Annotated in this window: 14 protein-coding genes; 10 read left to right on the forward strand and 4 right to left on the reverse strand. The window is 62.9% G+C overall.

Annotation, left to right across the window (positions count from 1 at the left end; all coding sequences use genetic code 11):
* Positions 1-359, reverse strand: a 359-nt coding sequence (locus GPA21_RS15875; RefSeq protein WP_168989107.1) for an ABC transporter ATP-binding protein, incomplete at its 3' end; no start/stop codon positions are given.
* A 114-nt stretch (positions 360-473) separates the two neighbouring features.
* Complete coding sequence (locus GPA21_RS15880; RefSeq protein ID WP_168989108.1) at positions 474-1,253, reverse strand: fumarylacetoacetate hydrolase family protein; 780 nt, start codon at positions 1,251-1,253, stop codon at positions 474-476.
* A 183-nt stretch (positions 1,254-1,436) separates the two neighbouring features.
* Between GPA21_RS15880 and GPA21_RS15885 the strand changes: the two genes are divergently transcribed.
* The 9 genes from GPA21_RS15885 to GPA21_RS15925 all read left to right on the forward strand — a co-directional run bounded on the left by GPA21_RS15885 (position 1,437) and on the right by GPA21_RS15925 (position 8,850).
* Positions 1,437-2,465, forward strand: a complete 1,029-nt coding sequence (locus tag GPA21_RS15885; protein ID WP_168989109.1) for a TRAP transporter substrate-binding protein — start codon at positions 1,437-1,439, stop codon at positions 2,463-2,465.
* Positions 2,466-2,541: 76 nt separating this feature from the next.
* A complete protein-coding gene (locus GPA21_RS15890) occupies positions 2,542-3,054 on the forward strand; it encodes a TRAP transporter small permease (RefSeq protein WP_168989110.1) in 513 nt (170 codons plus the stop codon).
* 27 nt (positions 3,055-3,081) lie between these two features.
* A complete protein-coding gene (locus GPA21_RS15895; protein ID WP_168989111.1) occupies positions 3,082-4,380 on the forward strand; it encodes a TRAP transporter large permease in 1,299 nt (432 codons plus the stop codon).
* 141 nt (positions 4,381-4,521) lie between these two features.
* On the forward strand, positions 4,522-4,863 hold the full coding sequence (locus GPA21_RS15900) for a nucleotidyltransferase family protein (protein ID WP_246262007.1): 342 nt from the start codon (positions 4,522-4,524) through the stop codon (positions 4,861-4,863).
* 20 nt (positions 4,864-4,883) lie between these two features.
* A complete protein-coding gene (locus GPA21_RS15905; protein WP_211163645.1) occupies positions 4,884-5,207 on the forward strand; it encodes a HepT-like ribonuclease domain-containing protein in 324 nt (107 codons plus the stop codon).
* Positions 5,208-5,294: 87 nt separating this feature from the next.
* A complete protein-coding gene (locus GPA21_RS15910) occupies positions 5,295-5,831 on the forward strand; it encodes a DUF924 family protein (RefSeq protein WP_168989113.1) in 537 nt (178 codons plus the stop codon).
* Positions 5,832-6,023: 192 nt separating this feature from the next.
* Positions 6,024-6,809, forward strand: a complete 786-nt coding sequence (locus tag GPA21_RS15915; protein WP_168989114.1) for a (Fe-S)-binding protein — start codon at positions 6,024-6,026, stop codon at positions 6,807-6,809.
* Entirely contained in the window at positions 6,809-8,218 is a 1,410-nt protein-coding gene (locus tag GPA21_RS15920) for a LutB/LldF family L-lactate oxidation iron-sulfur protein (RefSeq protein WP_168989115.1), read from the forward strand. Before GPA21_RS15915 ends, GPA21_RS15920 begins: the two co-directional genes overlap by 1 nt.
* Positions 8,215-8,850 (forward strand): LutC/YkgG family protein, encoded by a 636-nt coding sequence (locus GPA21_RS15925; protein ID WP_168989116.1) that lies wholly within the window; start codon positions 8,215-8,217, stop codon positions 8,848-8,850. Before GPA21_RS15920 ends, GPA21_RS15925 begins: the two co-directional genes overlap by 4 nt.
* 48 nt (positions 8,851-8,898) lie before the next feature.
* Here GPA21_RS15925 and GPA21_RS15930 read toward each other — a convergent pair whose 3' ends face one another.
* Together GPA21_RS15930 and GPA21_RS15935 are read right to left on the reverse strand one after the other, a co-directional pair.
* Positions 8,899-9,414: a HugZ family pyridoxamine 5'-phosphate oxidase gene (locus GPA21_RS15930; protein ID WP_168989117.1), complete on the reverse strand. Its 516-nt coding sequence runs from the start codon at positions 9,412-9,414 to the stop codon at positions 8,899-8,901.
* Between the two features lie 99 nt (positions 9,415-9,513).
* On the reverse strand, positions 9,514-9,885 hold the full coding sequence (locus GPA21_RS15935) for a DUF6746 family protein (RefSeq protein WP_168989118.1): 372 nt from the start codon (positions 9,883-9,885) through the stop codon (positions 9,514-9,516).
* 222 nt (positions 9,886-10,107) lie between these two features.
* Between GPA21_RS15935 and GPA21_RS15940 the strand changes: the two genes are divergently transcribed.
* On the forward strand, positions 10,108-11,985 hold a 1,878-nt coding region (locus GPA21_RS15940), incomplete at its 3' end, for a TonB-dependent receptor plug domain-containing protein (RefSeq protein ID WP_168989119.1).

Genomic DNA, 11,985 nt, shown 5'->3' on the forward strand with positions numbered 1-11,985 from the left:
GGATTGCGCGCGATGTCGGTGACGATCTCCACATTCTCGCGTGCGGTCAGGCTGGCGATGAGGTTGTAGAACTGGAACACGAAACCGACATGCTCGCGGCGGAACGCCGTCAGCTCGCGCTCGCTCGCGCGGGTGAGATCCTGGTCGCGATACCGCACGCTGCCGCCACTGGCCACGTCGAGCCCGCCCATGATGTTGAGCAGCGTCGACTTGCCCGACCCGGACGCACCGAGCATCACCACGAGTTCGCCCTCGAACAAAGTCAGATCCACGCCCCGCAAGGCATGAATCTCCACCTCCCCCATGCGGTAGGTCTTGGTCAGGCCAGTGGCTTCGAATACGACTGCAGGTTCGGTCATGACTGAAGACGACGCTGGAAACACGCATGGTCTGGTGATCGATGCTTCTCATGCTAACCCATTGATTCGGTCAACAGTCCAGGGCAGTCGGTCCTCGGTTCGTTCGGCGGCCCGTCAGAGGAAATGTGCTCGCACACTGCCCAGTCCGGCGAACTCCGCCACGAAGGCAGACCCGCGCAGTCCCGGGTGTGCACGCGTCAAGCCCCCAGTAAGGACGATCGACCCGGCAGGTAGGATGGCACCTTCGGAGAGCAATCTGTTGGCCAACCAGGTTGCGGCGAGCAGCGGATCGCCCAAAGCGTTCGCGCCCAACCCCTGGTCGACCACCTCGCCATTGCTCCAGAGCAGGACGCCAGTCAGGCGCAGGTCCGGCACACGTGAGAAAGGAACCGGCGCACCGAGCACGAAGCGGGCGGCCGAGCTGTTGTCGGCGATATTGTCCTGCGCCCGAAACTGGTAATCGGTGTAACGGGTGTCCACGATCTCGAGGGCTGCGCACACGGCACCGACATATCGGGCCATTGCCATCCGGGTCGAGACCGGCTCCACGATGTCCCGCTCGATGAGCAGGGCGATCTCCGGTTCAACCAGAGGATGGATGAGGGCATCGCGATCGACAGCGCCAGTCACCTCATCAACCAACATGTTTGCCGAGAGAAACCCGTAGTTGGGGTGTTCGATGTTCATCTGCTGTCGCATCGCTGCGCTCGTATATCCCAGCTTGTAACCGGCGAATCGCTGACCCCGCAGAGCGATCCCTGCACGCTGGATGGCGTAGGCATCGCGCTCCGACAAGCCCGCATGCGCCTCGGTGAGGACAGCCGTCGGCATCCGCTCGGATTCGGCGGCTAAAAGCCGCCTGGCGAGCACATCGATCTCGGTATCGTTCAGCACGGTCAGGACCTCCACGGGGAAAATCTAACAACAAACTCTACAATCTCGAGATTTCTATTGACTTCCACAATTCAATACTTCTACCATGAAACGGTCGCTGAATGCGGCGATTCGTGCCTCACGCAACGTCCCCCTAACAGGACGACCTGGCTGCGGCGATAACAACACAGAACGGAGACGCCAATGACTACCTCCCCATTTCGAAGCACCTCGATCGGCATCCTGTTGATGGTTGCGGGCTTGACTGCCGTGCAGGCACAGTCGCGCACCGAGCTGACCTTCTCGCACACGCTGCCCGCGAACCATCCCGCCCACACCACCGGCTTCACGATGTGGGCGGACTCCATCAAGGAGGCCACCAACGGAGAGGTAAGTGTCGCCTTCTTTCCAGCGGGCCAGATGGGCGTTGGCAGGGATCACTACGAGATGGTTCGCGACGGCATCGTAGACGTTGCTTGGCTCAATCCGGGCCACACCCCGGGTCGCTTCCCGATCATCGCCGCGGGCGAAATACCCTTCCTGATCAGTGACGGCATGCGCGGCTCGAAGGCCTTCGACCGCTGGTACCGGGACTATGTCGACGCCGAGATGGGCGACGTCCACTTCTGCCTTGCCCACACTCACGAACCGGGCACCATCCACACTCGCGCACCGGTAGTCGAACCCACGGACCTGCGCGGCATGCGGATTCGACCGGCCAATGCGACCCTCGCCCGGCTGCTTCAGGCCAATGGCGCCTCATCGATTCAGGTCGGCCCGTCCGAAGCACGCGAGGTGCTGGCACGGGGCACCGCCGACGGCATCACGTTTCCATGGCGCTCGCCGTTCGTGTTCGGCATGGACGAATTCGTGAAACACCACGTCGATATTCCCTTGTACGCGACGACCTTCGTCATCGCCATCAACAAGAATCGCTACGCAAGGCTGAGCGATGCTCAGAAGCAGGTAGTCGACGCTCACTGCAGCCCCGATTGGGCGCAGAAGATCACCACGGGCTGGTCGGAGTACGACCTCGAGGGCCGTGACATCCTGCTCGCGACGGCGGGGCACACCGTTCATGTTCCATCACCCGAGCAAGCCGATGCGTGGCGTGCCACTGCGGCCCCCCTCAAGGCCGAATGGGAAGACGCCGTGCGCGCGAAGGGCCTCGACCCGGACGCTATCTTCCAGTCTCTGACTCGTGAGCTCGCGGCGGAAGACGCCCTGTTCTGACACGGCCTCCACTCGCCCACCACCAGCGGGTTTCGGCGACGACCGCCGAAACCCGCCCTGACACTGGTACCGCCCAATGGCCAACAAATCGTTGCTGCTCGCGAGCGCAAACCTGATCGAGCGCATCGCGGCGATCGCCTTCGCAGTCATTACCGCGCTGATGTTCGGCTCGGCGGTGCTGCGCTACACGATCAATGCCCCGATCCCCGATGCATTCGACTTTTCCCGCCTTCTTCTGGGCATCGCCGTGTTCTGGGGCCTTGCAAGCCTCGCGTATCGAGACGAGCACATACGGATGGATCTGGTCTGGTCACTGCTCGGTCCGCGAGGGCAGCGTCTTCTCGACGTCGTATCCGGCATCATCATCGCGCTCTTTCTGATTGCACTGAGCTGGCAAATGCTCTCGCAGGTCCAGTCCATCTACCGCGCCGGTGACCTCACCTTCGAGACGCGTGTCCCGATCTGGCCCTTTTACGCCACCGCCTGGATCGGCACCGTCGCCGCCGCGGCCATGGGGTGCGCCCGGCTCGTCCTGACGATCCTCGGAAGGCCTGCACCCGACGACAACATCGACCCCCAGGTCGGCTGACAAGAAAATCAAAGGAACACACCCCCGATGGAACGCGAACTCATCGCCTTGCTGGGCTTCATCGCGCTCGCCCTCCTGCTTGTCATCCGCGTACCGATAGGTATCGCGATGGCCGTCGTCGGCGTGGGCGGATTTGCCGCAATCAGTGGCGTCGGCCCGGCACTGCGCCTCCTGTCACTCGCACCGATTCGCACCGCAACGGACTACAACCTTGCAATGATTCCGCTGTTCGTCCTGATGGGCGTTTTCGCCAACGCCACCGGAATGAGCCGGGAACTGTTCCGGGCGGCAAATGCCTGGATGGGACATCTCAAGGGCGGTCTGGCGATGGCGACGATATCCTCGTGCGGCGGATTCGCCGCCATCTCGGGCTCCTCCGTCGCGACCGCTGCAACAATGACCAAAGTCGCATTGCCCGAGATGCGTCGCTACCGCTATCCCGACTCGATGGCCACAGGTGTCATCGCAGCAGGCGGCACGGTCGGCATCCTGATCCCGCCTTCGATCGTGCTGGCCGTCTACGGCATCATCACCGAACAGGACATCGGGAAGCTCTTCATCGCGGGGCTTATCCCCGGCGTCATGGCGGTTCTGCTTTATCTGTTGACGGTTCGCCTCATCGCGGCACTGCGCCCCGATGCCCTGCCTGCGGGCGAACGTGCGAGCTGGGCGGAACGCTTCGCCGCACTGCGTGGCGTCTGGTCCATGCTGCTCCTGTTCGCGATGATTGTCGGTGGCCTCTATTCGGGCCTCGTGACGCCCACAGAGGCTGCCGCGCTCGGCGCTGTCGGTGCTTTCGCAATCGGTGTCGCGAGAGGAAGACTCGGCCCCAGGCTCATACTTGACTGCCTTGTCGAGGCGTTGCGCACATCGGTGACAATCTTCGTCGTCTTCATCGGCGCTGCCTTGTTCGGCTACTTTCTGACGATCACACAGGTGCCGCAGCACGTCAGCAGCTTCCTGGGAGACCTGCCTGTCGAGCCCATCGTCGTGATGTTGCTGATCCTGCTGCTCTACCTTGTACTCGGCTGTTTTCTTGAACCCGTGTCCATGTTGCTGCTCACGGTGCCGATCCTGTTTCCCGTAGTGACGGGGCTTGGATTCGACCCGATCTGGTTTGGCATCATTGTCGTGGTGACGGTCGAACTGGGTCTGATCACACCTCCGATCGGCATGAACGTCTTCGTGATGAAATCGGTCGCGCGCGACGTCCCGCTCGGGACAATCTTCCGCGGTGTCATGCCTTTTGTGCTGACCGACCTCCTGCGCCTGGGATTGCTCGTCGCCTTTCCGGCCATCGCCCTCTATCTGCCGGGACGAATGTAAGAGAACAGCCGCCGTCGCCCATGCACTGAGATTTGGTCAAATCAGAAGCTTCGGATTCAAAATAAGGCGAGGCTCGACGCGCGCATGGTTTGGTAATCGCTGCCCCTCATGCTAACGGATTGGGCGTGGAAAGGCTGCATCATGCCTGCGGAGCGACTAAACTTGGCTTATCCACATTCGGGGAACCAGCGCATGAGCACTTTGGAGCAGCTTGATCGATGTCGCACGCAGCTGATGCGCCTGGCGGCTGCGCACAAGGCCCGAAAACTCAGCGTATTCGGCTCCGTGGCGCGTGGCGAAGACCGCCCGGACTCGGATATCGACTTCCTGGTCGAATTCGAACCGAATGCGTCGCTTCTCGATCTGATCGGTCTACAACAAGACATAGAATCGCTCTTGGGGCGTCGCGCGGATGTCGTGACACCGGACGGTGTCAGCCCCCTTCTGAAAGAGCGGATCATCCGAGAGGCCCGCCTTCTGTGAGCAGAGATGCAACGGTATTCTTGCGCCACATTCTTCTTTGCCTCGACAAGATCGCCACATATACGTCCGAAGGCAGAGATGCCTTCTTGGTCGACTCCAGGACTCAGGACGCGGTAATCCGCAATCTTGAGATCATAGGACAGGCGGTCAAGGATCTCGGCACCCAGAACCTTAGCCACCTTGAGCCTGAAGTTCCCTGGCATCAGATTGCGGGTCTCCGAAACGTGCTTGCCCACCAATATCTCGGCGTCGACATCGCACTGGTGTGGAGAGTGGTGGAAGATCACCTTCCCGCTCTTCGCTCGGCCGTAGAAAACGCGTTAGGCGATACAAGCGAGGGATGAGCGAGAAGGGCGAACAGGAAAGTCTTTTCTGGTAGCGTAGCGGCAGCGCTTCCAGCACTTCTCACCCAGAAACAACAAAGCACAACCATGCACGAAAACATCCTGCGCTTCTGGTTCGAGGAGATCCAGCCTGCCCAATGGTGGAAGGTCGATCCGGCCTTCGACGCCCTGCTGCGCGAACGCTACGCCACTCTCCTCGAGCAGGCCACGCAGGGAGAGTGTTTCAGCTGGCGCGCCAGCGCGCGCGGACGACTGGCCGAGATCCTCGTGCTCGACCAGTTCTCCCGGAACATCCATCGCGACACGCCCCGCGCCTTCGCACAGGACGGCATCGCCCTGGTGCTCGCCCAGGAAGCCGTTGCCGCAGGCGCACTGAAAGAACTCGAACCCATCCAGTGTGCGTTCCTGCTGTTGCCCTACATGCACAGCGAATCGCGTCTGATCCACAGCGAGGCCGAGCGCCTGTACAAGACCTGGGCACCGGAAGACAACTACAGCTTCGAGTTGAAGCACAAGCTCATCATCGACCGGTTCGGTCGCTACCCCCACCGCAACGCGATTCTCGGGCGCGAATCAAGCTCTGAAGAAATAGATTTCCTGAAACAACCCGGCTCACGCTTCTGAACGCCGCGAACATCTCCTTAGCTCAGCCAAGGGGATCTGACTGCGCACAGCGCCTTGCCAATCCAACAGCCAGCGAGGCTCCTCCGGTTCACCGCGATCGCAGTTTTCTACAACGGATGAAAACCCTGATGTCTCGGCGTCCGGGGCGTTGATAACATCTGCAGGCTATCCTGCCTGATGCGGAGTCCACCCATGTCGCAACCGTCGATCGACCGTCCCCGTGTCGGCCTGTTCGCCACCTGTCTGATGAACGTTTTCCGTCCCAATGTCGGTTTCGCCGCGGCGAAACTGCTCGAGGACGCGGGTTGCAGTGTGGAGGTGCCGGCCAGCCAGACCTGTTGCGGCCAGCCCGGATACAACAGTGGCGACTTCGACGCTGCCCGTGATCTGGCCAAGCAGGTGATCGCCGCCTTCGAGGGCTACGACTACGTGGTCGGGCCATCCGGCTCGTGCATGGCGACCATCCGCCACGACTACCCGGAATTGCTGGCCGATGATCCGGACTGGGCACCGCGCGCCCGGGCACTGGCGCAGAAGAGCTTCGAGCTGATGTCCTTCCTCCATGACGTGCGCGGCATGGAGCGCACGGGCGCGAGCTACAAGGGCAAGGTCACTTACCACGACTCCTGTTCCGGCCTGCGCAGCCTTGGCATCAAGGGGCAGCCGCGCGCCATGCTCGCCCATGTCGACGGCCTGCACCTCAAGGAGATGCAGGACACCGAGGTGTGCTGTGGCTTCGGCGGCACCTTCTGCGTGAAATACCCCGAGATCTCCGAGAAGATGGTCGAGGACAAGGTGCGCAACGTGATCGCCTCCGGCGCCGACACCCTGCTCGGCGGCGACCTCGGCTGCCTGATGAACATCGCCGGCCGGCTTTCCCGCATCAACGCGCCGGTCAAGGTCTATCACACCGCCGAGGTGCTCGCCGGGATGGCCGATGGCCCGGCGATCGGGCAAGGGAAACAGGAGACACGTTGATGGAAATGCGCTCCAAGGAGTTCAAGTCGCGTGCGGTGTATTACATCCACGATGGCGCGCTGCAGAAGGCCATGGGCATGCTGCGCGACGGTTTCGTCGCCAAGCGCACCCAGCAGGCCGCCGAGCTGCCCGAGTTCGAAGCCTTGCGCGAGGAGGCGAAGAACCTCAAGAACCACATCCTCGACCACCTCGACCACTACCTCACCCGCTACGAAGCGGCGGTCAAGGCTTCCGGTGGGCATGTGCACTGGGCGCGCGATGCCGCCGAGGCGCGCGAGATCATCCTCGGCATCTGCCGCCGCGTGCATGCGAAGACGGTCACCAAGGGTAAGTCCATGGTGTCCGAGGAGATCGGGCTGAACGAAGCGCTGATCGAGAACGGCATGGACGTGGTCGAGACCGATCTCGGCGAATACATCATCCAGCTCGCCGACGAACCACCCTCCCACATCATCGCGCCCGCGGTACACAAGACCAAGGACCAGGTCTCCGACCTGTTCGAGGAGGCGCACGGGACCGAACGCAAGACCACGGTGCCCGATCTGGTCAACGAAGCCCGGCAGGTGCTGCGCGAAAAATACTTCCGCGCGGATGTCGGCATCACCGGTGGCAACTATCTGGTGGCGGAAACCGGCTCGTCGGTCATCGTCACCAACGAAGGCAACGGGGATCTCACCCAGACCCTTGCGAAAGTGCACATCGTCACCTCCGGCATCGAGCGCGTCGTGCCCCGGCTGGACGACGTGACCCTGTTCCTGCGACTGCTCGCACGTAGCGCGACCGGTCAGGAAACCGAAACCTACACCACCTTCTCCACTGGCCCGCGCCGCGCCGACGACAAGGACGGCCCCGAGGAATATCACGTGGTGCTGGTAGACAACGGTCGTTCGAAAATGCTCGGTGGCCGTTTCCGCGAGATGCTGCGCTGCATCCGCTGCGGCGCCTGCATGAACCACTGCCCGGTGTATGGCTCGGTCGGCGGCCACGCCTACGGCTGGGTGTATCCGGGGCCGATGGGATCGGTGCTGACCCCGCTGATCAAGGGCCTGGACAACGCCTACGACCTGCCCAATGCCTGCACCCTCAACGGCCGTTGCGGCTCGGTCTGCCCGGTCAAGATCCCGCTGCCGGATCTGCTGCGCGAACTGCGCCACATGCAGCACCGTCAGAAGATCACCCCGGCGATACAGCGCCACGCGCTCACCGCCTGGCGCTTCGCGGCGACGCGGCCCAAGCTCTATCACTTCGGCGAGAAGGTCGCCGCGCGCCTGCTCGCGCTCGCCGGCAGACGCAAGGGCAGGCTACGCAAGCTGCCACTGGCCGCCGGCTGGACTGACGCGCGCGACCTCCCGGCACCGGCCGGCAAGACCTTTCTCGAACAATGGCAGAAACAAAGGGGCGGCCAATGAGCACCGCACGCGATGAAATCCTCGGCGCCATTCGGGGCGCGCTCGGCCGCGGCCAACTGGATGACGTGACTCGCGCAAAGCTGGATGCGGTCGAGCACGCCCATATTCGCCCCGCCTTCGAGGGTGACCTGGTCGAACGCTTCGTGCGCAAGTTCGAAAGCCGCGCCGGCACCGTGACCCGGGTCGCAAAGCTGTCCGACGTACCCAAGGCGGTCGAAGCCCATCGCGCGCAGTGGCATCTTCCCAAGCGTGCGGCGGTCGGCGCCGCGCTGCACAAGCTGAAGTGGGCAGCGGGCTGGGAGATCCATTTTGATGCCGCCGGCATCGAAGAGACCCTCTCGGTATCCCTTGCGGTGTGCGGCATCGCCGAAACCGGCAGCCTGCTGTTCGCCTCCGGCCCCGAAAGCCCGATCACCCACAACTTCGTACCGGACGACCAGGTCGCGGTGCTGCCGGTCGAGCACATCGTCAAATGGTTCGAGAACGCCTGGCCGATACTCCGCCAGCGCGAGGACGGCATGCCGCGCGCCACCAACATCGTCTCCGGCCCGTCGCGCACCGCCGACGTCGAACAGACCGTGCAACTCGGCGCCCACGGACCTCGGAGGGTGCATGTAGTCCTGGTGGGATGAGCCGGTGATAGCGTTCGTTTCCAGCCGTCAAGGGAAAGCACCCCTGGATCAGGATCCTCTGACCGCCTTCATGCCCTCGACCGCGCCACCATCGAAACTGAAGGCAGCGCCGAAACCCATGACGAAGCGCCCCTCCTGCGGTCTCAGCCGATAGGCGCGGAAGTCGCCGAGTTGCTCGAGCATCCGGGCAATCGCACCGAAGCGCTTGTGCAGGGCATCGAAGACTTCACGCCGGGCATCAGGCGCCGACAGCGCTTGCACCTCGCAGCGAAAGCTCAGACGCTGGCGGGCGAAGGGCTGACGGGTCTGCTGCTCATCCTCGAGCAACATCACCGAAACGACACCCCCGCGCGCAAGGCTCTCACCATGCGCTGCGAGCCCACTGACGACGACCAGAAAGTCATCGCTTTCGCGGGCGAAAGGGCAGGTACTGACCAGCGGTTCGCCCTTGTCGTCGATGCTCGCAATGACCAGGCTGTGGCGGATCTCCAGCAACTTCTCCGCTGCGAGCCTTGCGCGCGTGAGTGGTTCGTCTTCCGCTGAAGCCGAGGCTTGATCGGACATGGGCTGATCGTTTGCGGTTGGTCGGAAACGACACGGTACAACATGTCGCTCAAACCTTGCACACGATCACCCCAAACAGTCGAACTGTCGGATGCGGCCTTACTTGACGACTTCTCGCGCCACGTCGAGATAGGCTCGGCCGTGCTTTTTCACCCCGTCACCGTCCATGCGCTCCGAAGCCTGATGCAACTCCTCGAGGGTCTCGGCCAGCTCGGCGAACTCTTCGTTGATCTTTTCCAGTGCGTTCTCAAGCGTGTAGGTCAGCTCATGGATGTCATGCATGGCGTTGTCGTCGATAGCGCCGGCAAGAATCGCCTCGAGCCTGTGGTTGTAGTCGGAGAAATTTGCGACCGCCTGCTGCAGTGTCTCCGCAGGCAAGCCCTTGTGGTGCTCGTAGCGTGCGTCGTCGGCAACAGCCGGCATCACGTGAGCCAATGCACATACCGCAATGATGGTCAGGGACTTTTTCATACTCAATTCCTTCGTGTGAGGGTCTAGGGCCTGGAGGGGTGCGCCGTGCGTGAACGCGGGCTTGCAGTTCCGAGCCAGGAGTTGCGTCAGTTTTCCACGACTCTCTTGGCACGCTGTTGACGTATATCAAATACTAATCATTATCAGTTGCGATTATAATTTGCCACCCGGGCAAGCCAGCCATCGCCAGCCAGCCCTCCATCAGTTCTACGGAGAGCTTCAATGCACTTGCGACCCATTGCGCTGGCCTGCCTGGCGCTGGCCTCCCCGCCCCTTCTGGCCGACACCGTGCTTGGCGAGATCAGCGTCACAGCCAAAGGCTATGCAGCCGACGAACTCCAGACGCCGGCGGCAACCCTGACGCTCGATCGCGATGCACTGTTGCGCAGCGGCGCAAACAATGTCGGCGAAGCGCTGCGCGGACAGCCCGGTGTCGCGGTCGCCAACGACAGCGCCCAAGGCCAGAATCCGGTCATCCGGGGACTCAAGCGCGAGAGCGTGGTACTGCTGGTCGACGGCATACGCTTCAACTCCGCCCAACCGGCCGGGGCGATCGCCTCGTTCATGAGCCTGGGCCTCGCGGAGCGCGTGGAGGTTGTCAAGGGGCCTGCTTCGGTGCTTTACGGCAGCGGTGCGCTCGGCGGCGCGGTCAACGTGCTGCTGCCCCAGGCCCGCTTCGAACCCGGAGCCGGCTTCGATGTGTCGACTTCGTTCGACAGTGCGAGCCGCGGCGTACGCGCCACCGGCGTCGGCAATTTCGCCAACGAAGACCACGCGGTGATGCTCGGCGCCTCGCTCGCCCGCATCGGCGACTACCGCAGCCCGGAAGGCGAGGTAAGGCGCACCGGCTACGATTCGGACAGCTTCATCGGCCAGTACCGTTACCGGATCGACTCATCGAACGAGCTGCGGCTGTCGCTGCAGCAGCATGTGGATGAGGACGTCTGGTATCCGGGTTCGAGCCGCGGCCACATCAATCCGAACATTTCGCGCGCCACGGTCTACTCGCCAGAGCAGACCCGCAAACTGCTTGAAGTCGGCTACGCGCACCGTGGATCGGGCGAAAGCCCGGTCAATCTCGATGTCCGCGTCTACCGCCAGCAGATGGAACGACAGATCTTCTCGCGCGCTTTGAATAACGCGGGCGTCGATATCGGCGATATCGCCCAAACCAGAGTCAGCTTCGATACCGACGGCGCGGACCTTCGTGCCGACTGGCTCGCGCATCCGCAGCACCTCCTCTCGTTCGGCGTCAACACCTGGCGAATGGAGGCATCGCCCGAGCGACTGATCCGCAATCCACCGCACAACCCGGCAATAGCACTCACCCGCAACGATCCGTTCAGCAAGGGACGAATAGACGCGCTCGGCTTCTACCTTCAGGACGACATGATGTTCGGTGCGCTGAACATCCTCGCCGGCATCCGTCACGACACGGTCAAGGGCCGCGCGGCCTCGGTGGCGAGTCCGATTCCCGCCAATCCGCGCCGTACCGAAGGGCTTTCGCGCACCGACCGCATGTGGTCCGGTTCACTCGCTGCAATCTACGAGGTCTCGCCGCTGGTCCGACCCTATGTCAACCTGTCGCGCGGCGTTCGTGCCGGCGAGATGCGCGAGCGCTTCGAAGCTTCGCCGCGGGGCGACGGCTTCTTCTACGCCGGCAACCCACAGATCAAGCCGGAGACCGCAACCCAGTTCGAGGTCGGGCTGAAGGGCGCGAGCACCGAGCTGGAGTATGCGGTTTCGGCCTATCGCACCCGGATCGAGGACTACATCACCGGCCTGGACATCTCCGGCACCCCCGCCGCCGGCCCCGCCTGCGGACCGAATGCCGGCGCATGCAAACAGACCATCAACCTCGGCGAAGCCCGCCTGACCGGCATCGAGGCCCACGCGCGCTGGCAGTTCCGCAGCGAACAATGGCTGTCCGCCGCCTACTCGCGGATCCGGGGCGACAACCGGGATTTACGTGAGCCGATGTTCCAGATGCCGGCCGACGAAGTGAGCCTCGGCTGGGAAGGCCGTATTGCACCGCAATGGCAAGCCGACGCAACGCTGCGCCTTGTCCGCAAGCAGGACCGGGTCGCCACCCTCTTTTCG

This window comes from Azoarcus taiwanensis (assembly GCF_012910885.1).
GTDB classification, from domain to species: domain Bacteria; phylum Pseudomonadota; class Gammaproteobacteria; order Burkholderiales; family Rhodocyclaceae; genus Azoarcus_F; species Azoarcus_F taiwanensis.

Bases quoted from the DNA above. Each gene is read 5' to 3' on its own strand.
- GPA21_RS15885 (WP_168989109.1), top strand. From the start codon at position 1,437: ATGACTACCTCCCCATTTCGAAGCACCTCGATCGGCATCCTGTTGATG.
- GPA21_RS15890 (WP_168989110.1), top strand. From the start codon at position 2,542: ATGGCCAACAAATCGTTGCTGCTCGCGAGCGCAAACCTGATCGAGCGC.
- GPA21_RS15895 (WP_168989111.1), top strand. From the start codon at position 3,082: ATGGAACGCGAACTCATCGCCTTGCTGGGCTTCATCGCGCTCGCCCTC.
- GPA21_RS15900 (WP_246262007.1), top strand. From the start codon at position 4,522: ATGCCTGCGGAGCGACTAAACTTGGCTTATCCACATTCGGGGAACCAG.
- GPA21_RS15910 (WP_168989113.1), top strand. From the start codon at position 5,295: ATGCACGAAAACATCCTGCGCTTCTGGTTCGAGGAGATCCAGCCTGCC.
- GPA21_RS15915 (WP_168989114.1), top strand. From the start codon at position 6,024: ATGTCGCAACCGTCGATCGACCGTCCCCGTGTCGGCCTGTTCGCCACC.
- GPA21_RS15920 (WP_168989115.1), top strand. From the start codon at position 6,809: ATGGAAATGCGCTCCAAGGAGTTCAAGTCGCGTGCGGTGTATTACATC.
- GPA21_RS15925 (WP_168989116.1), top strand. From the start codon at position 8,215: ATGAGCACCGCACGCGATGAAATCCTCGGCGCCATTCGGGGCGCGCTC.
- GPA21_RS15930 (WP_168989117.1), bottom strand. From the start codon at position 9,414: ATGTCCGATCAAGCCTCGGCTTCAGCGGAAGACGAACCACTCACGCGC.
- GPA21_RS15935 (WP_168989118.1), bottom strand. From the start codon at position 9,885: ATGAAAAAGTCCCTGACCATCATTGCGGTATGTGCATTGGCTCACGTG.